Annotated in this window: 22 protein-coding genes and 1 pseudogene; 10 read left to right on the forward strand and 13 right to left on the reverse strand. The window is 71.7% G+C overall.

Annotated features, from left to right (window positions below):
• Window positions 1-78 precede the first annotated feature (78 nt).
• Entirely contained in the window at window positions 79-1,737 is a 1,659-nt protein-coding gene (locus LR393_RS34180; RefSeq protein WP_231489372.1) for a GGDEF domain-containing protein, read from the reverse strand.
• 81 nt (window positions 1,738-1,818) lie between these two features.
• Window positions 1,819-2,250 carry a DoxX family protein gene (locus LR393_RS34185; protein WP_231489373.1) on the reverse strand — a complete coding sequence of 144 codons (432 nt, stop codon included), beginning with the start codon at window positions 2,248-2,250 and terminating at the stop codon, window positions 1,819-1,821.
• Between the two features lie 177 nt (window positions 2,251-2,427).
• On the opposite strand from LR393_RS34185, the gene LR393_RS34190 reads away from it, so the two are divergent.
• Complete coding sequence (locus LR393_RS34190) at window positions 2,428-3,195, forward strand: HpcH/HpaI aldolase family protein (RefSeq protein ID WP_231489374.1); 768 nt, start codon at window positions 2,428-2,430, stop codon at window positions 3,193-3,195.
• Between the two features lie 30 nt (window positions 3,196-3,225).
• On the opposite strand, the gene LR393_RS34195 is transcribed toward LR393_RS34190, so the two are convergent.
• Window positions 3,226-3,483: a hypothetical protein gene (locus LR393_RS34195; protein WP_231489375.1), complete on the reverse strand. Its 258-nt coding sequence runs from the start codon at window positions 3,481-3,483 to the stop codon at window positions 3,226-3,228.
• Between the two features lie 441 nt (window positions 3,484-3,924).
• Between LR393_RS34195 and LR393_RS34200 the strand changes: the two genes are divergently transcribed.
• Window positions 3,925-4,506 (forward strand): nucleosidase, encoded by a 582-nt coding sequence (locus tag LR393_RS34200; protein ID WP_231489376.1) that lies wholly within the window; start codon window positions 3,925-3,927, stop codon window positions 4,504-4,506.
• A 4-nt stretch (window positions 4,507-4,510) separates the two neighbouring features.
• On the opposite strand, the gene LR393_RS34205 is transcribed toward LR393_RS34200, so the two are convergent.
• The 5 genes from LR393_RS34205 to LR393_RS34225 all read right to left on the reverse strand — a co-directional run bounded on the left by LR393_RS34205 (window position 4,511) and on the right by LR393_RS34225 (window position 11,451).
• Window positions 4,511-5,011 carry a RidA family protein gene (locus LR393_RS34205; protein ID WP_231489377.1) on the reverse strand — a complete coding sequence of 167 codons (501 nt, stop codon included), beginning with the start codon at window positions 5,009-5,011 and terminating at the stop codon, window positions 4,511-4,513.
• A 64-nt stretch (window positions 5,012-5,075) separates the two neighbouring features.
• The gene (locus LR393_RS34210) at window positions 5,076-7,298 is read right to left on the reverse strand and encodes an NADP-dependent isocitrate dehydrogenase (protein WP_231489378.1); all 2,223 of its coding nucleotides are present in this window, start codon (window positions 7,296-7,298) and stop codon (window positions 5,076-5,078) included.
• A gap of 168 nt (window positions 7,299-7,466) precedes the next feature.
• Entirely contained in the window at window positions 7,467-7,808 is a 342-nt protein-coding gene (locus tag LR393_RS34215) for a hypothetical protein (protein WP_231489379.1), read from the reverse strand.
• Between the two features lie 8 nt (window positions 7,809-7,816).
• Complete coding sequence (locus tag LR393_RS34220; protein ID WP_231489380.1) at window positions 7,817-11,110, reverse strand: DUF4132 domain-containing protein; 3,294 nt, start codon at window positions 11,108-11,110, stop codon at window positions 7,817-7,819.
• Between the two features lie 83 nt (window positions 11,111-11,193).
• Entirely contained in the window at window positions 11,194-11,451 is a 258-nt protein-coding gene (locus LR393_RS34225) for a hypothetical protein (RefSeq protein WP_345718810.1), read from the reverse strand.
• 20 nt (window positions 11,452-11,471) lie between these two features.
• Between LR393_RS34225 and LR393_RS34230 the strand changes: the two are divergent.
• Together LR393_RS34230 and LR393_RS36055 are read left to right on the forward strand one after the other, a co-directional pair.
• Window positions 11,472-11,758: pseudogene (locus LR393_RS34230) on the forward strand (hypothetical protein); the annotation flags it as partial.
• A gap of 90 nt (window positions 11,759-11,848) precedes the next feature.
• Entirely contained in the window at window positions 11,849-11,971 is a 123-nt protein-coding gene (locus LR393_RS36055; RefSeq protein WP_269328355.1) for a hypothetical protein, read from the forward strand.
• A gap of 6 nt (window positions 11,972-11,977) precedes the next feature.
• On the opposite strand, the gene LR393_RS34235 is transcribed toward LR393_RS36055, so the two are convergent.
• Both LR393_RS34235 and LR393_RS34240 read right to left on the reverse strand, forming a co-directional pair.
• On the reverse strand, window positions 11,978-12,418 hold the full coding sequence (locus tag LR393_RS34235; protein WP_231489383.1) for an MEKHLA domain-containing protein: 441 nt from the start codon (window positions 12,416-12,418) through the stop codon (window positions 11,978-11,980).
• A 10-nt stretch (window positions 12,419-12,428) separates the two neighbouring features.
• Window positions 12,429-13,070: a DUF6518 family protein gene (locus LR393_RS34240; protein WP_231489384.1), complete on the reverse strand. Its 642-nt coding sequence runs from the start codon at window positions 13,068-13,070 to the stop codon at window positions 12,429-12,431.
• Window positions 13,071-13,275: 205 nt separating this feature from the next.
• On the opposite strand from LR393_RS34240, the gene LR393_RS34245 reads away from it, so the two are divergent.
• The 4 genes from LR393_RS34245 to LR393_RS34260 all read left to right on the forward strand — a co-directional run bounded on the left by LR393_RS34245 (window position 13,276) and on the right by LR393_RS34260 (window position 17,741).
• Window positions 13,276-14,091, forward strand: coding sequence for an ABC transporter ATP-binding protein (locus LR393_RS34245; protein WP_231489393.1), 816 nt, complete (start codon window positions 13,276-13,278; stop codon window positions 14,089-14,091).
• Window positions 14,092-14,119: 28 nt separating this feature from the next.
• Entirely contained in the window at window positions 14,120-15,139 is a 1,020-nt protein-coding gene (locus LR393_RS34250) for an ABC transporter substrate-binding protein (RefSeq protein WP_231489385.1), read from the forward strand.
• Window positions 15,140-15,142: 3 nt separating this feature from the next.
• Window positions 15,143-17,257: an iron ABC transporter permease gene (locus LR393_RS34255; protein WP_231489386.1), complete on the forward strand. Its 2,115-nt coding sequence runs from the start codon at window positions 15,143-15,145 to the stop codon at window positions 17,255-17,257.
• Window positions 17,258-17,489: 232 nt separating this feature from the next.
• Window positions 17,490-17,741, forward strand: a complete 252-nt coding sequence (locus LR393_RS34260; RefSeq protein WP_231489387.1) for a hypothetical protein — start codon at window positions 17,490-17,492, stop codon at window positions 17,739-17,741.
• Window positions 17,742-17,744: 3 nt separating this feature from the next.
• On the opposite strand, the gene LR393_RS34265 is transcribed toward LR393_RS34260, so the two are convergent.
• Entirely contained in the window at window positions 17,745-18,665 is a 921-nt protein-coding gene (locus LR393_RS34265; RefSeq protein WP_231489388.1) for a helix-turn-helix domain-containing protein, read from the reverse strand.
• A gap of 283 nt (window positions 18,666-18,948) precedes the next feature.
• Here LR393_RS34265 and LR393_RS34270 point away from each other — a divergent pair, with 283 nt between their 5' ends.
• Window positions 18,949-20,547 carry a tetratricopeptide repeat-containing diguanylate cyclase gene (locus LR393_RS34270; RefSeq protein ID WP_231489389.1) on the forward strand — a complete coding sequence of 533 codons (1,599 nt, stop codon included), beginning with the start codon at window positions 18,949-18,951 and terminating at the stop codon, window positions 20,545-20,547.
• Here LR393_RS34270 and LR393_RS34275 read toward each other — a convergent pair.
• Both LR393_RS34275 and LR393_RS34280 read right to left on the reverse strand, forming a co-directional pair.
• The gene (locus tag LR393_RS34275; RefSeq protein WP_231489390.1) at window positions 20,504-23,179 is read right to left on the reverse strand and encodes a beta-L-arabinofuranosidase domain-containing protein; all 2,676 of its coding nucleotides are present in this window, start codon (window positions 23,177-23,179) and stop codon (window positions 20,504-20,506) included. The genes LR393_RS34270 and LR393_RS34275 overlap by 44 nt on opposite strands.
• Window positions 23,176-24,564, reverse strand: a complete 1,389-nt coding sequence (locus LR393_RS34280) for an aminopeptidase P family protein (RefSeq protein ID WP_231489391.1) — start codon at window positions 24,562-24,564, stop codon at window positions 23,176-23,178. The genes LR393_RS34275 and LR393_RS34280 overlap by 4 nt, the downstream gene beginning before the upstream one ends.
• Window positions 24,565-24,571: 7 nt before the next feature.
• On the opposite strand from LR393_RS34280, the gene LR393_RS34285 reads away from it, so the two are divergent.
• Window positions 24,572-24,761: hypothetical protein (locus LR393_RS34285; protein WP_231489392.1), on the forward strand; the 190-nt coding region annotated here is incomplete at its 3' end.

Raw genomic sequence — 24,761 nt, forward strand, 5'->3', positions numbered from 1 at the left:
CGGCTGGCTTGGGCTCGACCGAAACCGGCTGGCTTGGGCTCGACCGAAACCGGCTGGCTTGGGTTGGGCCGAAATTGCTCAGGCGGGCTCGGGGCTGATCCCCGCTACTCGGCCCCGGCCCTTCCGTTTGGCCACGTAGAGCTGCCGGTCGGCCTCGGCCGGCAGCAGGGCCAGGTCGCTGGCCGGGCCCTGGTGCAGGCCCAGGCTGACCGAGATGGTCATGCCCGGGGCCACCTCGTCCCAGGGGTAGTCGCGCACGGCCTGCACGATCGACTGGGCTCGGCTCTCGGCGACGCCCTGGCCGTCCTGCGCCATCACCACCACGAACTCGTCGCCGCCGAGCCGGGCGGCCAGGTCGCCCGAGCGCACCTGGGCGGAAAGCACCGAGCCCATGCGACGCAGGACCTCGTCGCCGATGTCGTGACCGAACGAGTCGTTGACGGCCTTGAAGTGGTCGATGTCGATCATCATGATCACCAGGTCGGGTGGACGCCGGGCCCGGCGCCGGATCCGCCGGTCCTGATCGGGCCGGGCGGCGGTGACGGCCAGCGAGCGCCGGATCCGGTCCAGGTAGGCGGTGTACGCGCGGCGGTTGCCCAGGCCGGTCAGGTCGTCGACGAGCACCTGGTCGCGCAGGAACTCGTGCTCCACGCGGCGCCGCTCGGCGTCGATGGCCGCACGCATCGACGTGAGCCGGCTCAGGCGGGAGTTCCAGCGCAGGCTGACGAGTTCCCTCGCGTAGGTCAGGGCGGCCGGCGGGGTCTGCGGGCTGTGGGCGGCGAGGCTCAGCGCCAGCAGCCGCAGGTGCACGGGAACGTTGGGGCCGATGGCGCCCGCGCAGGCCTCGGCCAGCCGGGCGGCCCGGGCCGGGTCACCCGCCTGGTGCGCCCGGATCGCGTCGGCGACGGAGAGCATGGCGATGTTGGCGTCGGTGGCCGGGTCACTGGCCTGGAGCACGACCAGGGAACGGTCGGCCGGGGAGGACAGCCCGGCCAGGGCGGCGAACAGGTCCGCGAACGCGTGGATCATCGCCTGCCAGGTCGGCGGCCAGTCCGGTGTCAGGGGTGGCAGTACTTCCGGCAGCCGGCGCGCGGCTGCCCGCCGGGCACCGTCCCAGTCGCCGATCTCGGCCTGGGCGCAGGCGTCGTCGATGGCCATGTCCATCCCGTTGGCGTACACCACCCGGCGCTGGCGGCGCAGCACGTCGGCCCAGATCGGGTCGTGCTCACCCGCGAACAGGTCGTCGAGCAGGGTGAACTGCTCGTACGCCAGGGCCCGGAGCCCGAGGGCGTGGAAGGCCCCCGCGACCTCCAGGTGGGCGGCCACCCGGTGCACGACCAGGCTGTCGGTGTCGTCCAGGAGCACGACGGCCCGCACCAGCGGCTCGGCGCCGGGCGCGGGCTCGGGCCGGGCCGAGCGGGAGTCGGCGGCCCGCTGCGCGGTGGTGGCCAGGGCCAGGGCCAGCAGCGCCGGGTCACCCAGGCGGCGGGCCGCCTCGACCATCGTCTCGACGTGTTCCGAGTCGTCCTCACCGGCGTCGCGGGCTGCCAGCGAACGGGCGAAGTGCAGCAACAGCCTGACGTCGTCCCACCCGTGAGAACGGGACCGGGCGTCGAGCTGGGCCACGCTCTCGGTGACGTCGTGGTCCTGCGCGGCCTCGATGATCTCGTAAGCCTCACGCAGGGCGAGATCGTGCTGACGGGCAAGCGTCTCACCTGCGGCGTCGCCCGGGATCAAGCGCGTCGCCTCCCCCCGATCGTCGCCGTGCCGCCCCTGCAGGCCATCATCGGCACGTTCCGGGCCCGAGCAAAGGGCCAGTCAGGTCTGGGGTTTCTCCCGGCGCAGGCTCGCCCTGGTCGCGCCGATCGCGCCGGTCGCGCCCAGGGCCCAGCCCACGAGCACCGGCTGGAAGACCAGCCGCACGGCCCGCTTGGTGTCGGTGTCCAGCCCGAAGCCGTCGCGGTGCTCGGTGAACTGGGCGATGTTGCCCGGGAAGACCGCCACGAAGAACGCCGCGGCCACCATTCCCACCCGGGCCCGGTTCGGCTGGTGCCAGGCCGTGAGCAGCGCCGCGCCCAGCCCGATCTCCACCGCGCCCGAGGCCAGCACCACGACGTCCGGATCGGCCGGGAACCACGACGGCACCTGCGCCTGGAACTCCTGACGGGCCACGGTCAGGTGCGAGACACCCGCATAAACCAGGAACCCGCCGAGAGCCGCCTGGGCCAGTGCCCTGCCGGAAATCTTCACCGATCCTCCACACCTTGGGAATAGAACGTTCTGTCTACCATAGGACCGGCCCCGGCAATCGGCCCGGTGAGGTCACTCGGCGCTCGGCGCCCGCCGGCCCCTGGCGTGCCGGCCGTCCTCGGTGTGATGGTCCTGAACAGGCTCCACCTCCTGAACTCGCCGACGAACGGGGATCCCATGACCGTCACCGACTTCGCCGCCCGCGTCCGCCGCCGGGAGACCGTGGTCGGGTACTGGATCCTGCTCGACGCGCCACCCGCGACCGAGCGCATCGCCACCCTGGGCTACGACTACGTCGCGCTGGACGCCCAGCACGGCCTGTTCGGGTACAGCGGCCTGCTCAATGGACTCACTGCCATCGACGCCGGCGGCGCATCGGCCGGGGTGGTGCGGGTGGGCCAGAACGGTCCCGCCGAGATCGGCCGGGCCCTGGACGCCGGGGCCCGCGCGGTGATCGTGCCGCTCGTCAACACCGCGCAGGACGCCGCCGACGCGGTCGCGGCCGCCCGGTACCCCCCGCACGGCATCCGCTCGTACGGGCCGATGCGCTCGCTGCTGCGGATCGGCCCGGAACCGGCCCGGGCCAACGATTCCGTGGCCGTGCTCGCGATGATCGAGACACCTCAGGGCCTGCAGAACGTCGAGGAGATCGCGGCCACGCCCGGCCTGGACGGGCTCTACGTGGGGCCTTCCGACCTGACCCTGTCGATCGGGGGCACCACGTCGACCGATCCGGCAGTGGCCGACGAGTTCGAGACCGCCCTGACCCGGATCCGGACGGCCTGCGAGGCGAACGGTCTGGCGGCGGGGCTGCACACCGGGGCGGGTGAGGTCGCGGCCCGGCGCATCGCCGAGGGCTGGACGGTGCTCACCGTGGCCTGCGACCTGGTGCACCTGGAGATCGCCGCCCGCGACCATCTCGCCGCCGCCCGGGGTGATCGCTGATCATCCGCTCCCCGCAGCAATTTTCGCGATCTACTGGGGAACGGGGACCAGCGCCCAGCGCGGACGACGCGTGTCCTTGAGCGGACGGGCCGGACGCTCCGTCCCGGTGGTGCAGTCCAGGCAGCTGATCACGCGCCGCTTCGGCTCGGCCGGCAGCAGGCCGACCGGGACCGGGGCGGACTGCAGCACGGCGGCGTGCTCGAGGCAGACGGCGCCGCCGCAGTAGCGACAGTGCGCGACAGCCGGGTTCTTCACATCGGAGGCCAGGGCGCAGTCGAGGCAGTGCATGGGTGAATCTCCTTCAGGAATGGGAGCGCTGGAAGAGCCACCGGAGGTGGCAGAGATTTTGGGGAGGACAGAACGGGGATGCGCGCGATGTGGGACTACTTCCCGTTCGCAGCGCCGACGCCGCGGAGACAGAGAAGGCAGGAGTGGTGCATCCCCCTGACGACCGCCACCGAGGAAGTTACCTGTGCCTGGCCGGATCGGCCACCTTCAGCACGGGAAATCCGATTCCGTGACGTCACGTCCCGATGACACCACGCCACCAGGGACACCGTCCTCGTCCATCAAAGAATTTACCCGACAACGCTTTTCACGCGATCATCCGGGCGGCGCCGGAACTCACCGGATCCGGCCCGACAGTGATCAAGGCCACTCGCACGGGGCACCGGACCCAGCTGCTTAGATTTGTCATCACAGCAGAAGGCCACCTCGGATGGGACACCCGTGACCACTGAACAACTCATCGGATCGATCAGCCCCGACCGGCCCCTCCTGGTGATCGCGGTGAAGGAGGAGGCGCAGTTCCTGCCCGGCGGCCTCCCGGTCCTGATCACCGGAATCGGCAAGGTGCACACGACTCTCGCCCTGATGACGGCCCTGGCCGGCGGCGTCCACCCGTCGTCCCTGGTGAACCTCGGCACCGCCGGCGCCCTGCGCCCGGGCCTGAGCGGGGTGCACGAGGTGAGCACGGTGATCCAGCACGACCTGGACACCGATCTGCTGCTGAGGCTGACGGGCGAGACCTACGGTGCGCCGGTCGAACTCCCCCACACCGGTGGCGTGACCCTGGCGAGCGGAGACTCGTTCGTCGCCGACGGCGTCCTCAAAGACTCTCTGGCCGCACGCGCCCACCTGGTGGACATGGAAGGGTACGCCGTGGCCGCGACGGCGCAGCGGCTGGGCCTGCCGGCGCGGCTGGTGAAGATCGTCAGCGACGACGCCGACGAGGGCGCCACGAAGAGCTGGCCCGTCACCGTGGCCGAATGTGCCCGGGCGCTGGCCGACTGGGTCGCGCGCGAACTCTGAGGCCTCAGGGGGTCCCGGGGCGCAGCTCGACCGTGAGCAGCAGCTCGAAGCAGTTGCCCCGGGCCAGGCTCGTCACGCCGAGGTTGGCCCGGGTGCTCGCCCCGGCCTCGCCGAACACCTCGGCCAGCACGTCACTCACGCCCTCGCCGACCTCGTTGTGCCGGTCGAAATCGGCCGTGGACGTGACGTACCCGACGGCCTGCACGGATGCCAGCACATGGTCGAGCGAGCCGACGGCCAGCCGGATCAGGCCCAGCGCGTTGATCGCGGTCTTCCGGGCGGCGGCATAGCCCTGCTCGACGCTCAGACCGTCTCCCAGGCGCCCGGGATGAAACACCTTCCCGTCGCGGTCTTCCGGAGTCAGGCCGCTGAGGATCAGCAGGGAACCCGTGCGGTGGAAGGGCTTCAGGGTCTTGCCGTAACGGCTGCCGTAGGGCGGGTCGGCATAATTGGGGACGCGGTGCTCGAGTCGGTCCGCCCGCGCGTCAGGGCTGTCGGTCGCCATGGGCAGAGCGTACTTCAGGCTGTGCCCCCGGGAGTTCCCGGGGGACACAGCCTCTCAGCACTGGTCAGGCCAGGGTGGCGAGCGCCTGGTTCAGCGTCGCGGACGGGCGCATGACCGCCTCGACCTTGGCCGGGTCGGGTCGGTAGTAGCCACCGATGTCGACCGCGTCGCCCTGCACCGCGAGCAGTTCGGCGACGATGGTCTCTTCCTGCTCGGCCAGGCTCTTGGCCAGGGCCGCGAAGAGCGAGGCCAGTTCGGTGTCGTCGGTCTGCGAGGCCAGCTCCTGGGCCCAGTACAGCCCCAGGTAGAAGTGGCTGCCGCGGTTGTCGAGCTCACCGGACTTGCGGCTCGGCGACTTGTTCTCGTCGAGGAACGTGCCGGTGGCGCGGTCGAGTGTGTCGGCCAGCACCTGGGCCCGGGCGTTCTTCGTGGTCTGCGCCAGGTGCTCGAAAGACACGGCCAGGGCGAGGAACTCACCGAGGCTGTCCCAGCGCAGGTGGTTCTCCCGGACCAACTGCTGCACGTGCTTGGGGGCAGAGCCACCGGCGCCGGTCTCGAACAGACCGCCCCCGTTGATGAGCGGCACCACCGACAGCATCTTCGCGCTGGTACCCAGCTCGAGGATGGGGAACAGGTCGGTGAGGTAGTCGCGCAGCACGTTGCCGGTGACCGAGATGGTGTCCTGGCCCTGCCGGATGCGCTCCAGCGAGTACGCCGTGGCCTCGACCGGGGACATGATCTTGATCGTCAGCCCGTCGGTGTCGTGCTCGGGCAGGTACTCGTTGACCTTCGCGATCAGGTTGGCGTCGTGGGCGCGGGACTCGTCGAGCCAGAACACGGCCGGGTCGCCCGTGGCCCGGGCCCGGCGCACGGCCAGCTTCACCCAGTCGCGGATCGGCACGTCCTTGGTCTGGCAGGCCCGCCAGATGTCGCCCTCGGAGACCTCGTGCTCGAGCAGCGCGGTGCCCGAGCCGTCGACGACGCGCACGGTGCCGGCGGCCGGGATCTCGAAGGTCTTGTCGTGGCTGCCGTACTCCTCGGCCTTCTGGGCCATCAGACCGACGTTCGGCACCGAGCCCATCGTGGACGGGTCGAGGGCCCCGTTGGCGCGGCAGTCGTCGAGAACGACCTGGTAGACACCGGCGTAGCTGCTGTCGGGCAGCACCGCGAGGGTGTCGGCCTCCTGGCCGTCCGGGCCCCACATGTGACCCGAGGTGCGGATCATCGCGGGCATCGACGCGTCCACGATGATGTCGCTGGGCACGTGCAGGTTGGTGATGCCGCGGTCGGAGTCGACCATGGCCAGGGCCGGGCCGCTCGCGAGCTCCTCGTCGAAGCCGGCCTTGATCGCATCGCCGTCGGGCAGCGCGGCCAGGCCGTTGAGGATCGCCCCGAGGCCGTCGTTGGGCGTCAGGCCCGCGGCCTTGATGGTCTCGCCGTACTGCTCGAAGGTCTTCGGGAAGAAGGCCCGCACGGTGTGACCGAAGATGATCGGGTCGGAGACCTTCATCATCGTGGCCTTGAGGTGCACGCTGAACAGCACGCCCTCGGCCTGGGCCCGGGCGACCTGGGCGGCGAGGAACTGGTGCAGTGCGGCGACATCGAGGCGGGTGGCGTCGATGACCTCACCGGCCAGCACGGGCACCGACTCGCGCAGCACGGTGACGCTGCCGTCGGGAGCGACCAGCTCGATGCGCAGCGTGTCGTCCTTCGCCAGGACCACGGACTTCTCGCTGGTGCGGAAGTCACCCGCACTCATCGTGGAGACGTTGGTCCGGGAGTCGGAGCTCCACGCGCCCATCCGGTGCGGGTGCTTGCGGGCGTAGTTCTTCACCGAGGCGGGTGCCCGGCGGTCGGAGTTGCCCTCACGCAGCACCGGGTTCACCGCGCTGCCCTTGACCTTGTCGTACCGGGCGCGGTGGTCGCGCTCGGCGTCGGTCGTCGGGTTGTCCGGGTAGTCGGGCAGGTCGAAACCCTGCTCCCGCAGCTCCGCGATCGCCGCCTTGAGCTGCGGGATCGACGCGGAGATGTTCGGCAGTTTGATGATGTTCGCCTCGGGACGCGTGGCCAGCTCACCGAGCTCGGCCAGGGCGTCGTCGAGCTTCTGCCCGTCGCTCAGCCGGTCGGCGAACGAGGCGATGATGCGGCCGGACAGGGAGATGTCCCGGGTCTCGATCGCCACACCAGCCGTGCCCGCGTACGCCTGCACGATCGGCAGCAGTGAGTACGTGGCGAGGGCAGGTGCCTCGTCCGTGTGGGTGTAGATGATGGTGGAAGCGTCGGCCAACGCTGGCTCTCCGTCCTTCGGATGCGGTCATTCGAGAGCGCACCCGCGCAACGGCGCGCGCAGGTACAACATCCCTGGGCGACCATGAGCCTACGACTTGCAGCCTGCACATGGTCACCGAGGCTCACGTGCCGTGGGTCGCAATGTGGTGCCCGGGGGATCGGCGCCCTACCCCTGATGCAGGTCGCGGGCCCGGCCGACCCGCAGGTAGACGTTCACCCAGCACTCGATCACGCCCTGCCCCGGCCGGGGTCCCAGACCGGCGCCCAGCTGCTCCACGTCGTCGGCGACGGTGTGCGGCCCGGCCCTTCGCAGGGCCGCGGCGGCCGTGGCCGGGCGGGCCGGCACGGTGTTCGGCCGGTGGTGGATCCCGCGGTGGGCCATCTTCGTGAGCAGGGCCGCGGTGTCGTCGAGAACCTGATGAGGGACGTCGTGGTCGTCACCCGCCGCCGTGACCCGCGCCCTTCCAGCCGGGCCCGGCGCCGCTGAATCTGCGTGGCCTCGTCGCAAGGAGCCGTTCAGCGGTCCGTCAGCCCGGTGAGATCGTTCAGGATCTCGGAGACCGCCAGCAGGCCGGCGGGCCCGAGCTGCTGGGGATGACCCTCGCGGGAGAAGGGATGCGTGCCGCTCGCGTGCACGCGCACCAGGGCCAGCGTCTGCTCGTCACACTCGGTGGGCATCCCGATGACGAATCCGGGAGCGAGGGCGATGGTGCCGGTCAGCCCGGAGGGGAAGGAGATGCCGATGGAGCCCTGGATGCCGCCGTCCATCGGCGCCTCCCGCCGCCAGCCCCGGCGTTCCAGGCCCAGCACCTTCGTGGCCGGGAGCTTGATGCCCTCGAACCGCCGCAGGATCCCGGTCTCCAGCTCCGGCCCGGTGAGCGTGTGCACCGGGCGGGCGAGCTGGGGGAACGGCTGCAGTAGTTCGTCGTCGGCGAAGAGCTCCACCCACGGCGCGACCTGTGACCCGAGCGACAGAGGGTGCGCCACACCGACCACCGCATCGTCGGTCAGGAGCACCTCGTCGTCCCGGACATCGGCGAAGGTGCGGTCCTCGGCCACCCGCACCGCCCCGGTGAGGAGGTCGTCGGCGTCGTAGAGCCCCCAGACCAGCCGCCGCACGATGTGGCTCAGCAGCGGGTGCCCGACGAACAGCTGCCGGAACTCGGCCCCGTTCCAGCGGCGCCCCGTCACCATCGCCTGCTCCAGCCGCAGGATCAGGTCGGCCCCGATCTTGCGCACATCTTTCTTCAGGGCCGAGAACTGCTGGTACGCGGCCGGTGCCAGATCCGGATCGTCCTTGGCACCGGGCTTGGGCAGGCTCTTCAGCCGCTTGCCCGCCGCATCGGTCACGAACGGGCGCAGCTGCTCGTCGAACCCGGCCACGAACTGGCGCGGCCCGTAGTCCAGGGCCAGGGTGCCGTCGGCGGCCAGCCCCAGGCTCGGCACCAGCCGGTCGGCCAGCTGATCGGCGGTGAGCCCGAGATCGGCCGCGACAGAACCCATCTTCTCCTGGGCCGCGCTCTTCAGACCCTTGAACTTGGCCCGCTGGGCGATGGTGTGCAGGTGCATCAGCGCCACGTCGGAACCGATGGCCGCCAGCACGTTGACCCCCGCGACCGCCCGGGCGTGCCCACCCTCGCCGGGCCAGGCCAGGATCAGCGGGGTCAGATTCCGCACCACCTCGTCGTCACCGGCCAGGGCCAGGCCGTCGAGCACCCAGTTCTCCTTCGCCACCGCGCCCTCCGCCAGCCAGCGGCCGAACAGGGCCCAGGCGAAGGCCGGGAGATCGGCGGCGGCCAGGCTCTCCCGCACGATCTCCAGCCCGGCGTAGGGCTGCTCGATGCGGCTCAGCGCGAAGACGGTGATGAGGTGCTCGACGGCGGACACCGGTAGCACCCCGGAACCGTTCCGCAGCCGGGGCTGGGGCAGCCGCTCCGTGCGGGCCCAGGCCGGAAGGGCGGGGATCCGGGCGGGCAGATCCATCAGGGGATCCCGGGCGAGCAGCACCTCGATCGCCGCCGCGGCCTCGTCGCCGTGGTCCCGCCCGGCCGAGCGCACCACATCGCCGTGACCGTGGGAAGCCAGCAGCAGGAGGGCATTCTCGGCCTGACGCCGGGGCGCACCGGCTTTCCCCAGCGCCGGGGGAACCAGGGCCCGGGCCGCCGGGACCGGATGCCGCAGCAGCCACGCGGAGGCCGCACCCCGTGTAGTCTTCAGCCGGGTCAGCCAGTCGGCCATGTGCACCGCGATCGCGGGCGAGAAGAACGGGCCGAGCACCGCCACTACTTCGACCGGGGACTTCTGTGCCCTGCGCATCAGGGCGGGTAGCGCGGCGATGCCGAAACGGGCCGCGACCGGGCGCAACTCGGTGCGATCGCAGCGATCCCCCGGCACCCATCCGGCCACCAGGGGCGCGGCCAGATCGAACGGTGCCTCGATGAGATAGCTCGGCGCCCGCCAATCGGAAGGGTCCTGCCGGACCGGTGTGGCCCACTGCTCCCAGTCCTGGCGGCCGCCACCGGCGGAGTAGGGCGACCAGGAGTCGGCCGGCCGCCTGCCGAACGCCTCCTGCTCCCCGTCCCGCCAGCTCACGACCGGCTCGTCGGTGGCGGCCAGACCCTCGAGAACGACCGGCCTGGGCGCCTTCACACGGTGAAGCCAGGGCGGCGAGACCAGCAGCGGCGGCAAGGCCCGCTCGGGGGCCTCGGCGATCGCGTCGAACTCGTCGAGCAGCGCCCGCACCCTTCCGGATGCCTCGGCCGGCAACGTCGCCACCGCCCCGGCGGCGCGCTCCCGGTGACGGCGCACGTGCAATCGCAGCAGCTTGTCGAGCCGGCGGCGGTCCCCGCCCACCGCGAGCACCGCCAGCGCCGGACCGGGGAGCCGCCCGGCCGCCTCCAGCAGGACCGGCTCCACCCCGCCCACGGTGGCGCGATCGGCGAGAATACGCAGAACCTTCTCGTCGGGGATCTGGGCCAGAGCCTCGAGCAGGCGTTGCCGGGACTCCGGAGCCGTCTCACCGTCGAACCAGCGCATCAGCACGTCGACCGCTTCCCGGCCGAGGAAGTCCACCACACCGGCGAGGAACCAGGTACTCGAGGCCAGGACGCCCCGGCCGGTGCCGAACGCACGGTCCACCTGTTCCAGCTGCTGCCGCGTGGACAGGGACAGGATCAGGCTGGCGGCTCCCTGCGGGTCCTGCTCGGCGATGAGGAGATCGAGAGACTCCTGCACCCAGGCGGTCTCGGTCGGCACGAGCAGCGACGTGGCCATCCGGTGGTACTCGGACCGGGACCGCAGGCCCGCCAGCACCTCCACGATCGCGGCGTACTCGGCCTCGGGAGCAGCGGCCAGGGCCGGACGCACCCACAACTGCACCTGCAGGAATCGCCAGAAGTACCAGCCGGCACCCCGCCCGGGCACCAGAAACCGGATGTCACTGCTGGGGACGGTCAGCCCGAGCAACTCGACAGCCGCCCCCGCGGCGAACCGCACCCCCCGCTCCGCGATCCAGGCATCGGCGAAAGGTGCATCGTAGAGGGCGACGTCGTGCCGCATCAGCACCCGGGCGACCGCCGCCGCCCCGAGCGGCGAAGCATCCGGCGCTCCCGCCAGCCAGGCCTGCGCCGCCTCACGGATCTCGCCTTCACCGGCCTGCACCACCCGGTCGATGTGCTCACGGTGCGCCGCCGTGTGCGCCTGGATCTGCGCGCGGGCCGACGGCGACGGCACGAAGGGCTGCACCCCCAGGCTGCCGCGCCGGGGGTACAGTTCGCGCTGCCAGGCCGGGGTGAACTCGAAGTCACGCATGGACCGGGATTCCTCATCTGTCGTCGCTGCATCCTCGCGGCCCGCACATTAGCCACGAGGTCCGACAAAATCGGGAAAACCGCCTATGAGCTGCGGATCGCCTCCAGCGGCCGCCCGGTCTGGCCGTCGGTGAAGCGGATCCGGAAGCGCCCCTCCGGCATGGCCACGATCCCGATGAACGAGTCGCGGCAGTACTCCGGCAGCCGGTCGATGTCCTGCGGTTCCCGGGAGAGTTCCCGGGCCAGGAACGCCACCGTGGCGGCGCGGGCCGCCGGGCCGCCGGGCCGCCGGGTCGCCGGGCCGCCGGGCCGTGACCGGCACCACCAGTTCCAGTACCTCACCCACGCCGGGGCACGCCCGGGGCCGGGTGTTCGACCGGAACTCCCCCGCCCGCAGCATGAACCGCGTGTCCACCGACATGGGCAACGTGGCCCGGGTGGTCCCGGCCATCCATCCCTGCATCGGGATCGACTCGTCCCGGCGCTGAACCACCAGCCGGAGTTCGCCGCCCACTGCGTCGGGGCCGACGCCGAGAAGGCCCTGCTCGACACCGCGACCGCCCTGGCCTGGGCGGCGCTCGACATCGCCGCACTTTCCTGGATTCCCCACAGCCTGCGGGCGTACCATGGATGGCGGTTCCCGGCCTGACACGACCGGAAACCACCGTTCACAGGTGACTTTCAGACGGAGATCAGGATGGCCAGCGGACGCGCGACACGTGAGGCACGGCAGCAGAAAGTGACCGAGAGGCGTCTGGCCGTGGCCCGGGCCGAGGCCATGCGCCGGGCCCTGTGGATCGGCGGCCTGCTGACGCTCCTGGTGGTGGCCGTGGGCACCGGGCTGCTCATCTGGCAGTGGTGACGCGGCTCAGGCCTCGTCCCAGCGCGGGATGACCGCCGCCTGGCCCACCCGGGTCCCGTCGTCCTGGAGCAGATTCCAGACCGTGACGTCGTCGATCCAGAACCGCCGGCCCGACTTCGCCACGCGGGGGCCGCGGTACCCGCTCGCACAGCCACGGGTGCGCACGCCCTCCAGCAGTTCCTCACGGGTGCGGCGGTCGTCCTGCCCCGCCGACAGCCGGGAGGGCAGGCCACTGAACTCGCCCCAGGAGTACTCGAACAGCTTCTGCGCCGTGAGGTTCGCGTAGACGAAGAGGGGATCGGGCGAGGTGTCGTGGGCCAGCAGGCCGAACGGCGCCTCGTAGAGCCAGCCGGCCGCGTCCACCCCCTCCGGCACGAGGGGTTCCCCCACCAGGGTGGCGTAACTGGAGGCCAGCAGTTCGGCGAACTGTGCGTCACGCGTGCTCATTCCGCCGAGCCTAGAGAACCGTGCCGAGATTCTGGTAACTGATCAGGAACCCGGCCGCCACCACGGCCGTCAGCCCCAGGGCCAGAGTGATGTCCAGCGAGGTCTGCAGACGGCGGGTGACCATCCAGGCCGCCAGACCCAGCCCGGTCAGGCCGATCAGCGTCCAGTAGAACGGGCTGGTGCTGTCGGCGACGACGGTCAGGCCGTAGACCGCCTCCCCGACGGCGATCCCGGCCAGGACGGCGGTGGCCAGGGCCGCGCGCAGGTCACGCTCCCGCAGCCAGGCCGCGGCCAGCCCGACGAAGGGGCCCACGACGACACCGACGAGGCAGAACAGGGTCGGGTCGTAGGGGTGGCCGCGCAGGGCCGAGGCCAGCGTGTAGCCGAGGGTCAGGAGCACGAAGCTCGCGGCCCCCAGGAGCGCCGAGGGCAGCGGGGCGGCCCGGAACCCCAGGAGCAGCAGCACGGTGATGATCGTCCAGCCACTGGCCGAGTTGGCCAGGGAGCTGATCACACCGGGCAGGAAGCCCTGGGCGAAGGAGGTCACGGCACCGAGCACGAAGCTGGACGCCACGACCCCGGACACCGCGCCGGCCCGGCCGCTGATGTCGCGCACGACGGGGACGCCGCGCTCGTCGGTGGTGGAGAACATGCCCCCATCCTCGCCCGGAAGGCTGTGCCGCGCGTCCGACCACGGTCGTGTTCTGCTGTCCCCCGGGACGATCCCGTCCTACCTGAGGTGGAGGCGCGGCCACGGATCGGCTGTGAACGGGACCGGATCACCGACGGCCGGAACAGACCCGGTGGGCGGGTAGGTTAGCCTCACCTTCGTGAGCCTGCCCTTACCCAGTGCGGAGATGAACCCTGCGCTCTCCGGTACCGATCTGACCCTCGGGTACGACGGCAAGACCGTCGTGCGGGACGCCCGGATCGACCTGAGGGCCGGACGGGTCACGGCTCTGATCGGCCCGAACGGCTCGGGCAAGTCCACCCTGCTGCGTTCCCTGGCGCGGCTGCACACCCCGCAGGCCGGCACCATCACGCTCGGCGACGGGCTCGAGGCCCGCACCCTGCACCCCAAGGACTTCGCCCGCCGCGTCACCCTGCTCACCCAGTCCCGTCCCACCCCCGGCGGGGTGCGGGTCAAGGACGTCGTCGCGTACGGGCGCCATCCGTACCGGGGACGTTTCGGCAGTGGCGACGAGAACGGGGCCGCCGTGGTGCAGCGGGCCCTGGAGCAGACCGGCGTGGCCGCGATGGCACAGCGCCCGGTGGACGAGCTGTCCGGCGGTGAACTGCAGCGGGTCTGGCTGGCCACCTGCCTGGCCCAGGACACGCACGTGGTGCTGCTGGACGAGCCGACCACCTTTCTCGACCTCCGCTACCAGATCGAGATTCTCGACATCGTGCGGGAACTCGCCGACGAGCACGACGTCGCGATCGGTGTGGTGCTGCACGACCTGAACCAGGCCGCCGCCGTGGCCGACGAGGTCGTGCTGCTGCACTCGGGCGTCGTGCGGGCCACCGGTACCCCGGCGCAGGTCCTCACGGCCGACCTGATCAGCGAGGTGTACGGACTGCGGATCGACGTCGAGGTCGACGAGCACGGCACCGTCCGCACCAGCCCGGTCGGCCGGCACACGAACCGGCGAGCACGCCGGCTCAGCCGGTAATTCCCACCCCTCACCCAGAAGGAACCGCATGTTCTCCCGCCCCCGTCGTGCGCTGACGGTCGCCGCGACCTCCGCCGCCGCCCTCGCCCTGCTGCTGTCCGCCTGCGGCACCACCGAGTCCTCCGCCGGCTCGTCCGAGAGCACCCCGTCGGCCGCGGCCAGCGGCCCGGTCACCATCACCGATGCGCGCGGCACACAGGTCAGGCTCGACGCCCCCGCCACCAAGGTCGTCTCCCTGGAGTGGGGCCTCACCGAGAACCTGCTCTCGCTGGGCGTCACCCCGGTCGGCGCGGCCGACGTCAAGAACTACAACATCTACGACACCGTGGTCCCCCTCGACGCGGACACCCCGGACGTCGGCGAGCGCGGTACCCCGAACACCGACGCGATCTCCGCGCTGGAGCCCGACCTGATCGTCTCCGTCACCGGTCTCGACGACAAGGTGTACGCCTCGCTGGAGAAGATCGCCCCCGTCGTCGTGCTCAAGGGCTCGGACGGCAAGGACGCGATCGGTTACATGCGCACGACGGTGAACACCCTGGCCGAGGCCACGGGCAAGCAGGCGCAGGCCACCACGCTGCTGGCCGGCTTCGACACGGCGGTCAAGGACGGCAAGGCCGCGCTCGAGGCCGCCGGCAAGTCCGGCGCGCCGTTCACCATGTCCGACGGCTGGGTGCAGTCCGGCACGGTGACGATCCGGATGTACACGCCGACCTCGTACTTCGGGGCCGTGGCGGCGGAACTGGGCCTGAAGAACCAGTACCCGACCGGTGGTGACGCCGACTACGGCCTGGCCACCATCGACGTCGAGGGCCTGACGAAGATCAGCGACGCCGACACCACCTTCCTCTACGTCCTGGACGGCGACGTCAAGGACCACTGGGTCACCTCGCTGAAGGACAACGCGATCTGGAAGAAGCTGCCCTTCGTCGCGGCCGACCGGACCAAGCCGATCGACAGCGGCATCTGGATGTTCGGTGGCCCGAAGGCCGCGCAGGCGTACATCGACACGGTGGTGGAGAACATCACCGGCGCCGGCAACAGCTGATCGGTGACCGAGACCCGCACCGCTGCCCCGGGGACGCCGACCGCGTCCCCGGGGCAACCCGCGTCCTCTGGTAAGAAGCTCTCCGTCACCGCGGTTTTCGCCGTGAGCCTGATCGCCCTGGCGGTGCTCGGCGCGGTGCACCTGACCCAGGGCACCGCCGACCTGGGGGTCGGCGAACTGCTGAGATCCGTGGTCGGTCGCGACGACTCGGACGCCACCGCGATACTGATCGCCAGCCGCCTGCCCCGTCTGGGCGCGGCCGTGCTGATCGGCCTGGCCCTGGGGGTGGCCGGCGCGACCCTGCAGTCCGTGGCCCGTAACCCGCTGGCCTCCCCCGACACCCTCGCGGTCAACTCCGGCGCCTACCTGACCGTGGTGGCGGTCGCCGCGTTCGGCGTCAGCCTGCCCTTCTACCTGGACGGGCTGACCGCCTTCGCCGGTGGCCTGGCCGCGGCCGGCCTGGTGCTGCTGATCTCGCGCGGCGGGGACGGCGGCCCGACCCGTCTGGTGCTGGCCGGTTCCGCGATCGCGCTGGCCCTCAGTTCTCTCAGTTACGTGCTGCTCATGCTCTTCCAGGTCCAGACCCAGGGTCTGTTCGCCTGGCAGAGCGGCACCACCGTGCAGTCCGGCTCGCAGCAGGTGAAGCTCGCGATCCCGCTGATCGCCCTGGGTGTGATCGGGCTCCTGCTGCTGGCCCACCGCCTGGACGTGATGGCGCTGGGCGACGACTCCGCGCGGGTGCTGGGCATCGACGTGCGCCGCAGCCGGATGTTCGCCGTGCTGCTCGCGGTGCTGCTGGCCGCCACCGCCGTGACCGTCACCGGTCCCATTGGTTTCGTCGGACTGTCCGCCGGGGTCGCGGCCCGCGCGGCCGCGCGCCGGCTGCCCGGCCTGGGCCAGCACCTGCTCCTGCTGCCGCTGGCCGGGATCTTCGGTGCGCTGGTGGTCACCTCGGCGGACGTGCTGCTGCGGCTCTTCCTGCCCGCGGACGTCTCCATCGCCATTCCCACGGGCGTGGTGACGACCCTGTCGGGTGCGGTGGTGCTGGTCTGGCTGGCGCGGCAGTTGCGCGGCGGCGCGGTCGGACCGGGGACGCGGGGCGCCCACGGCACGGTGCGTTCGGGGCGGTGGGTGGCCGGGTTGTGGGTGGTGCTCGCGCTCGCCCTGGCCGGTTCACTGGTGGCCGGTCTGCTGCTCGGGCAGCGCGTGGTGCTGCTGGGCGACGTGGCCAACTGGGTGCGCGACGCCGCGGGCACGCAGGTCAACTTCGCCCTCAGCCAGCGCTGGCCCCGCGTGCTCGCGGCCCTGGCCGGGGGTGCGGCCCTGGCCCTGGCCGGTGCGATCGTGCAGGCCGTGTGCCGCAACCCGCTGGCCGAGCCCAGCCTGCTCGGCGTGACGCCCGGCGCCTCGGTCGGAGCGGTGGCCGTCGTGGTGCTGCTGCCCGGCCTCGGGGTCTGGCCGATGATGGGCCTGGCCACGCTGAGCGCCCTGCTCACCTTCGCCCTGGTGCTCTGGCTGGCTGCCGGTACCCGGGCCACCGGGCGCGGCCTGTCCTCGGAACGGCTCGTGCTCATCGGTATCGGCGTGAGCTCCGCCGCGGCCGCGATCACCACCCTGATCGTCGTGGTGGTCTCGCCGTGGGACACCAACCTGGCCCTGACCTGGTTGTCCGGCTCCACCTACGGCCGCGGCACGGACCAGTCGATCCCGGTGCTCGTGTCCCTGGCGATCGGGCTGCCGCTGACCCTGTTCGGCAGCCGCACCCTCGACCTGATCGTGCTCGACGAGGACATGCCCCGCGTGCTCGGCGTGCGCCTGAACGCCGCCCGTCTGGCCTTCTGCGCCCTGGCCGCGGTGCTCACCGCCGCCGCGGCCTGCGCGGTCGGGGCGCTGGGATTCGTCGGCCTGGTCGCCCCGCACGCCGCCCGGGCCCTGGCCGGTGGGCGCCACTCCCGCTCGGTCCCGGTCGCCGTTGCCCTCGGCGCCGTGCTGGTCTGTCTGGCCGACACCCTCGGGCGGTACGTGATCGCCCCCAGCGAGATCGCCGCCGGCCTGGTCACAGCCATCATCGGCGCACCGTACTTCGTCTGGCTGCTGCACCGCTCCCGAACCCGTTAGCCCCTTCCGTGATCATGCAGAACCTCCCCGGCGTTCTAGAACTCTCCCCTCAGCAGTTCTAGAACTCCGGGGAGGTTCTGCATGATCACGAACAAGGAAGAGGGGGCGGGTTGCGTACCTCGTCACTGAGGGGTTGGGGGAAACACCCCTCGGGCGGACGGGGGGCGTGGCAGTATCGGCCGAGGGAATGCTCTTTGTCCTGGTCAGCGCAACGGGTCTTCGGGAGGCAGGTTTGGCCGACCGTCCGGCACACCGTCAGCGCCGGCCCGCCGCCTACGTGGACCGCAACCGCCGCACGATGCTGATCCTGTCGCTGCTGCTGGCCGCGGTCGTCATCGCGGTTTCTGTGGTCACGCTCAGCCTTGCCGGCCCCAGCGACCGGATGCACGGTGAAGACTCCGCCGAGCAGTCCGCCGCGCTCTGCCGGCTGATGTTCCCCGACGATCAGGCCCAGGTCACCGCGTGCATCGAGAACGCTCCCTGACCCTCAGGGGGCCGAAGGTGACGGCTGCGGCCTGAGGCAGGGCGGGATCGGCTCCTCGGTCCGTGTGCGCACGGCGGGCAGCCAGCCGATCACGCCGCTGTCCGGCACCTTCACGTGGTACCAGCGATGGGTCGAGACGCCGGTCTCGTCTTCGATCCGCCGCCCGTCCGCGATCACGCAGTCGGTCAGCAGCGTGTCTTCGTGGAACACCCGCCCGGCCACGTTCTGCTCGCTGCGAGGGTTCCACGGGCTGCGCGACAACGACAGTGAGCACTCCCGGATCTGCTGGTCCTGGCAGGGCTTCTCGACGTTGAACACGGTGATCTCGGTGCCGGCACCGAAGGCCGCCACCGCCTCGCCGCCGGCCACCGGCCCGGTCAGGGCCTCAGCCCCCGGCTCGTCGCCCGTCAGCCGGATCTGCCAGGTCAGCCCGGCCACCAGCACCACGATCAGGGTGGCCACCGCGGCCACGATCCCGGTGCGCGAGGCCCGCGGCACGGGCGGGACCGCGAGCGCGGCGGCGTGCGCGTCGTCGGCCAGGGCCTGCCGGGCCGCACCGCCCGCGACCGGCGGCATCGGCAGGCCGCCGGACGGGAGGGTCGGCGGATCGTCGGGGGCGGACTCCCCCACGACCAGGGCGGACCACACCTCGAGCCAGCGCGCGGCCTGCGCCTCGTCGGCCGCGTAGGCGGTCACGATCTGCCGGATCACCGGGTTGCGCGGCTTGCGCCGGCCCGCCAGCGTGTCGTTCAGCGTGCTCAGCGGGATGCCGGTGCGGTTCTGCAGCGTGCGGTAACTCTCCCCCGCCGCGACGCGTAACGACGCGAGGGCCCGGACGAACTCGTCCGAGGTGGTCGCGGCTCCGGGATCGCGGACGGGCCGCCCCGGTTCCGGCATATCCGGCGAATGATGACTATCGGGCACGTGTATCACCCTAACCACAGGGTGTGACAGAACGGGCGGCATACACGCGCCGGTGCAGTTGCATCTGGGTGTGGCCGAAGTGGTGTCCGAGACTGTCCGGGACCCGTCGTGCCTCTTGAGCAGTCCCGGCGGCAGCGATTGTCTGGACCCCGGCAACCGGCACCGGTCCGGGCCGGAGGGGAACGGACCGGAGTCGGGCCACTCCTGTGCCAACCCTTCAGGTGACGCTCCCCCGCGTCGATGAGGGGGAACGCGAAAGGAGCCCGGAGTGCACGGTGGGGCCATGGATACCGAGCAGCTCTCCGAGGCTCTGGACCAGCTGGACGACAGGGTGGTGTGGGACGCCGAGCGCATGCTCACCCAGGCCGTCGACCTCGGCCTGCGCGCCCGGGAGCTGGGTGACCCCCTGCTGATCGCCCGGGCCGACCTCACCCGGGCGAACCTGGACATGCGCACCGGTGACCTGGTCTCGGCCGCCCAGCGGGTCCCGGACATCCTCCGGCGGGCCGCCGAGCTGGACGCCCACGCCCTGCTGGCCCGTACCCACGCCCTGTGGTCGACCATCTACCGGCACCTGGGCGACGCCTCGAACAGCCTCGAGCACGCCGTCCAGTCGGTGACCCTGCTCGATGACACGGCCACCGACCACATGCAGATCTGGCACCGGTCCAAGCTGGCCGACGCCCTCAGCCTCAACGGGTCACTGAGCGAGGCTCGCGCCTATTACGAGAAGGCCGTGGAACTGGCCGCGGCCAAGGACCAGTCCAGGCTGGGCCTGCTCGTGCTCAACAACCTGGCCTACGCCGAGTGCGGCGCCGGCCACCAGGAGGCCGCCCGCCGGGTCGCCGACCGGCTGCGCGAGCACGCCGCCCGCAACGGCTTCGAACTCACCGCCCCGCTGCTCGACACCATCGGCCTGATCGAGATCGAGAACCACGACTACTCCCGGGCCGAGAAGACCCTCCTGGCCTGTCTGGAACAGCACGCCTCGCACCCCGACGACGACGCTGACGCCCTGCCGGAGTACCTGCTCTCCCTGGCCCGGGCCCAGCGGGGACTGGGTGCCTACGAGCGGGCGCAGGAGAACCTGGACACCTCCCGCCGGCTGTGCGCCGAACGCTCCCTGGGCCACGTCCTGGTCAAGGTGCACCAGGAACAGGCCCAGCTGCACGCCGTGCGGGGGAACTTCGCCGAGGCCTTCGCCGCCCACGAGTCCTTCTTCGACGCCTACGTGGAGATGCGCTCGCTGGAGGACGAGGCCCGCGCCCGCACCCGGCACGCCATACTCCAGACCGCCCAGGCCCGCCAGGACGCCGACCGGTTCCGGGAGCAGGCCCGGCGGGACCCGCTGACCGGCCTGCAGAACCGCCGGTACGTCGACGAGGTGCTCGCCGGGCTCATCGCCTCCGGCCAGGACCTGGTCGTGGCGCTGGCCGACCTGGACTACTTCAAGCGGATCAACGACCTGTTCTCCCACGACGCCGGCGACCAGGTGCTGGTGCGGGTGGCCCGGGTGATGCAGGACGAGGTCTCCTCCCTGCCCGGGGCGTTCGTGGCCCGGATGGGCGGGGAGGAGTTCCTGCTGGTCCTGCCCGGGATCCTGCCCGAGCACGCGGCCCATCTGCTGGAACGGATCCGCCGCAGCGTCGACCGGCACGCCTGGGACACGATCGCGGTCGGTCTGCACGTCACGGTCAGCACCGGCGCGGCCTGGTGCCCGGGCTCGTCCGGCAACGGGTTCCGCCCGACCCAGAGGGATCTGCTCGCCACCGCGGACGAGAACCTCTACGCCGCCAAGCGCACCGGCCGCAACCGGGTGTTCCACGACCTTCCCGAGCTCAGCCACCCAGGGCCGGCAGCTCCACCGACTGGCGCTCGGTGACGTTGCCCGCCCGGTCGGTCGCCGTGAACTCCAGGGTCTGCGGCTGCTCGTGCAGCGCCCGGGTGAACGGCTCCTGGTAGACGCCCCAGAAGGTCTCGGCCGTGCGCCACTGGATGCGGTCGAGCCCCGAGACCTCGTCGGACGCTCCCAGGGTCACCTCGACACTGCTGCGACCCAGCGGGCGCACCGCGACGGTCGGCACCGGTGCGGTGGTGTCCACGGCCACCTCCCGCTCCCCGTGCACGGTGCGGCCCAGCTGGTCGAGCGCCCGGGCCCGGATCGCGTGCCGCCCGTCGGCATCCAGCCGCAGATCGCCGGAATTCTCCACGGAGAGCCAGGTTTCGTTCCCGCAGTCGATCTCCAGGGCGGCGATGCCCGGGCCGGGTGACACCACCGTGACGCCGACCGAGGGCGGGCTCGTGTACCAGCCCGAGGAGGCCCGTTCGCCGGTGACATCGATCCGGATCACCGGGGCGGCGTGCTCGGCCCCGGCGTCGTCGGGCAGGGACCAGACCACGATGTCCTCGGTGCGGTGCCAGATCTCGAAGGCCACTCCGTCATCAATGGTGGACGAGGTGGTCGCCCGCCGCGGTCGGGCCGGGTGGTCGAGGGTGCTGGCGACCGCGGCCTCCAGGACCTGCACCAGCTCCGGCCGGCTCAGCAGGCCCGCCCGCGCCGCGGTGAGGGCGTGCCGGTGCACCGCCGCGAAGAAGTCCTCGATGCTCGCGTAGCCCTCGCCGGCCCAGAGGGCCCCCAGGAACGACCAGCCGTGCTGGTCGTGCCGGTTGGGCACCCCGGAGTCGCTGCCCCGGAAGGCGATCCGGTCGTCGGCCAGGCGCAGGTAGAGGTGGTAGCGGTGATCGCCGCCCGACCAGGCCGGCTCGAACGTCCGGCCGAGCACGGTGACCAGGTCGCCCTCGGTGGTGAAGTCGCCGAGACCGCCGTCGAGAAGCCGGGACGCGGCCGGCGAAACGGTCTGCGGGGTGGTCGCGTCGTCGCGGGCCAGCAGCACGGTGGGGCCCAGCTCCAGGCTGACCAGCGTGGGGTCGTCGGGAGTGGGCACCAGGCGCAGAGGTAGCGGCACATGAAGGACGAGGTGGTCACCCGGCCGGAAATCCCGGGTCACGCTGAGGAATCCGGGGTACTGCGAACCCACCGGGGCCGGGACGCCGTCGATCGTCACCTGGCCGCGCGCCCACGGCGGGATCCGCAGGTGCAGCGTGCGCCGCCCGGACACGCCGACGGTCAGAGTGATCCGGCCGTCCCGGGGATACCGGGTGTCGATCGTGACCGGGCCGCCCGCCCGCTCCCAGGTCAGGGTGGAGGGCAGGTACTGCAGGACGAAAAGATCGTCGCCGGCCTCGAAAAATACTGATTCCTGATGCTTCACATGGCTTTCCAGACCCGTCCCACCGCAGCAGGTACCGACGTTGCCGTACTCGCGCACGGCCCCGGCGTCGACGGGGAACATGTAGACCACCTCGGGGTCGGTGTCCGAGGTGACATCGGCCCGGGACCCGACCAGGTGATTGAGCGACGCGCGCTCGGCGTAGTCGGCGAGGCGGACGTCGAGCGTGTGGGCGAACAGGCCCCGGGAGATCTTGAGAAGGTTGTAGGTGGCGCAGCTCTCGGCGTTGCGGCGCCCGACGAAGCCCGCGACCGCACCGGCCGGGCCCCAGAGCTCGCCCTCGCCCGTACCCCCGTGCGCGAAGGTGCGCCCCGGTACGAGCTGGTCCCACAGATGCAGCACGGCGTCGAGGTAGCGGCGCTCCCCGGTGGCCTCGTACTGCGCCAGGTGCCCGGCCAGCATGGGCAGGTGCTGATTGGCGTGCATCCCGTCGAGAATGTCCCGCCCGTCCGTCGCGGCGTCGAGCAGGGAGTCCATCTCGAACGCGGAAGCAGCCTCCAGGAAGTCCTTTTCACCGGTGATCCGGTACAGCGTCACCAGGGTCTCGTTCATCCCGCCGTACTCACCGGCGATGTAGAGCGACCACATGCGCTGCACCTGATCGCGCTCCAGCCGCCGCATGCGCCGCGCCGCCCAGTGCCCCGTCGAGGTGACCACCTCGAGAGCCCGCGTGGAACCGGCGTGCTGGTGGGCGTCCACAAGCCCGGCCATGATCTTGTGACAGGTGTACCAGGGTGCCCAGATCTCCCCGTAGGGAGCCAGGCCCTCCAGCCGGTCGAACTGCCATTCCCCGTAAGCCGCCAGGAACCCCGGATGGGTGAACCGGCCCGTGGCGGCCAGCGCGGCCTGCACCTCGCCCAGCCCGGCGACCAGCTCGTCCACCTTCTGCCGGAACAACTCCTCCCCGGTCGAGGCGTAGGCCAGGGACAGCATCGACAGGAAGTGCCCGGCGTAGTGCCCACGCAGCAGACTGGCTGTCGGCGCCACCCCCGCGCCCGGGTAGTCGGCGCCCGACCAGGCCTGCTCGTCCGGATGCCCGAAGTCCTCCCAGTTGCCCGGCGGCCTGGCTCCTTTCGTGTCCAGCCCGGCGTTGGCCCGGAACACGGCCAGCACCCGGTCGACCGGGTAGACCCGGGCCAGGTGCAGCATCTGGTGCTGGGCGCGCGCGTGCACGCCCTCCCCCAGCCTCACGTCACGCAGGGGGAAGGGCCGGGCGAGAGTCACCGCATGTTCTCCTGGGTCCATCGTTCCAGTCCGGCCGCGTCGATCGGCAGCGCGCCGGAGAGCACCTCGTGGCCGGTCTCGGTGACCAGCAGGTCGTCCTCGATCCGCACGCCGATGCCGCGCAGTTCGGGCGGCAGGGTCTCGTCGTGGGCGTGGAAGTACAGGCCCGGCTCCACGGTCAGCACCATGCCGGGCGCCAGCGGGGCCCCCTGGTACTTCTCGTAGTCGGACTTACCGCAGTCGTGCACGTCGAGTCCGAGGTGGTGCCCGACCCCGCAGGCCAGGTACCGCCGGTGCTGCTGCCCCTCGGGCGCCAGCGCCTCGTCGACCGAGACCGGCAGCAGGCCCCAGTCGTGCAGGCCCTGCGCGATGATCTCCATCGAGGCGAAGTGGAAGTCGGAGTACTCCGCGCCCGGGCGCACCTGGTCCATCCCGGCCCGGTGCGAGGCCTCGACCAGATCGTGCACGGCGCGCTGGGTCTGCGTGAACGTGCCGCCCGCCGGAATCGTGCGCGTGACGTCGGCCGTGTACAGCGAGTTCGCCTCCACCCCCATGTCCAGCAGCAGGGTCTCACCGGGAAGGATCGGGCCGTCGCAGCGCACCCAGTGCAGGATCGGCGCGTGCGGGCCCGACCCCACGATGGTCGCGTAGCCCGGGCCGTTGCCGAACGTGCGGGCGTGACGGTCGAACGTGCCCTGGAGCCAGCGCTCGCTGAGGTTCCCGGACAGCACCCGCGGCAGTTCCCCGGCCACGGCCGCGAATCCGCCCACGGTGGCGTCGATCGCCTCGCGCAGCTGGGCGATCTCCCAGTCGTCCTTGATCATGCGCAGGTCGGAGGTCACCTCGGCGATCCGCGCGATCGCGTCCAGGTCCTGCGCGGCGGCCGGGGGCACGTAGGCCGAGACGGCGCGCACGGGCAGGTCGAGGGCGGTCTGCCAGGCCTCGAGCCCGGCCGACGGGCCGACCCACAGCTCACCGTGCGCGGGGCTGGCGTAGAAGTCCTTCTCACCGGGACGCGCGGGCGGGGGCAGGTAGAGCACGGCGTCGTGGCCGGAGCCGCTGGGCGTCATCACCAGCACCGCGCCGTCGACCTGGCACGAGGTGGCCCAGACGAAGTCACTGTCCGCCCGGAAGGCGTAGTCGGCGTCGCCGTTGCGGGCCTTCAGCAGGCCGGCGCTCAGCACGATGGTGCGGCCGGGCAGGGCGGCGCTGAGGCGGGCGCGGTGGGCGGCGGCGGCCCGGGCCGCGGCGGGGTCGACGGGAGCGGGCACGTCCCGGTCGCCCCAGCCCTGCGCGATCCAGTTCTGGAACCCGACGCTCTGGTTGACCAGGCGCGGGGGGCGGGTGCCGGACCAGGCGGGGCGGCCGGTGTTGGGCGTGGGCACGGGAGCCGTGAGCCAGGGCCGGGCGGCCTCGGGAGCGGAGATCGTGTGCGTTCTTTGCGCTGTATCCGCAACAAATGCACGCGATAGCGGCGATTCGGTTGTCGACGGCCTGTTATCGCTCGCTGGGGTGGTGGGAGTGGACGGGGTGGTCGGGGTGGACGACGTGGTCGGGGTGGACGACGTGGTCGGGGTGGAGG

The organism is Kineosporia mesophila (assembly GCF_021129235.1).
Classification (GTDB): domain Bacteria; phylum Actinomycetota; class Actinomycetes; order Actinomycetales; family Kineosporiaceae; genus Kineosporia; species Kineosporia mesophila.

Coding starts and splice junctions, on each gene's coding strand:
- LR393_RS34190 (WP_231489374.1), top strand. CDS start 2,428: ATGACCGTCACCGACTTCGCCGCCCGCGTCCGCCGCCGGGAGACCGTG.
- LR393_RS34195 (WP_231489375.1), bottom strand. CDS start 3,483: ATGCACTGCCTCGACTGCGCCCTGGCCTCCGATGTGAAGAACCCGGCT.
- LR393_RS34205 (WP_231489377.1), bottom strand. CDS start 5,011: ATGGCGACCGACAGCCCTGACGCGCGGGCGGACCGACTCGAGCACCGC.
- LR393_RS34220 (WP_231489380.1), bottom strand. CDS start 11,110: ATGCGTGACTTCGAGTTCACCCCGGCCTGGCAGCGCGAACTGTACCCC.
- LR393_RS34235 (WP_231489383.1), bottom strand. CDS start 12,418: ATGAGCACGCGTGACGCACAGTTCGCCGAACTGCTGGCCTCCAGTTAC.
- LR393_RS34240 (WP_231489384.1), bottom strand. CDS start 13,070: ATGTTCTCCACCACCGACGAGCGCGGCGTCCCCGTCGTGCGCGACATC.
- LR393_RS34245 (WP_231489393.1), top strand. CDS start 13,276: ATGAACCCTGCGCTCTCCGGTACCGATCTGACCCTCGGGTACGACGGC.
- LR393_RS34250 (WP_231489385.1), top strand. CDS start 14,120: ATGTTCTCCCGCCCCCGTCGTGCGCTGACGGTCGCCGCGACCTCCGCC.
- LR393_RS34270 (WP_231489389.1), top strand. CDS start 18,949: ATGGATACCGAGCAGCTCTCCGAGGCTCTGGACCAGCTGGACGACAGG.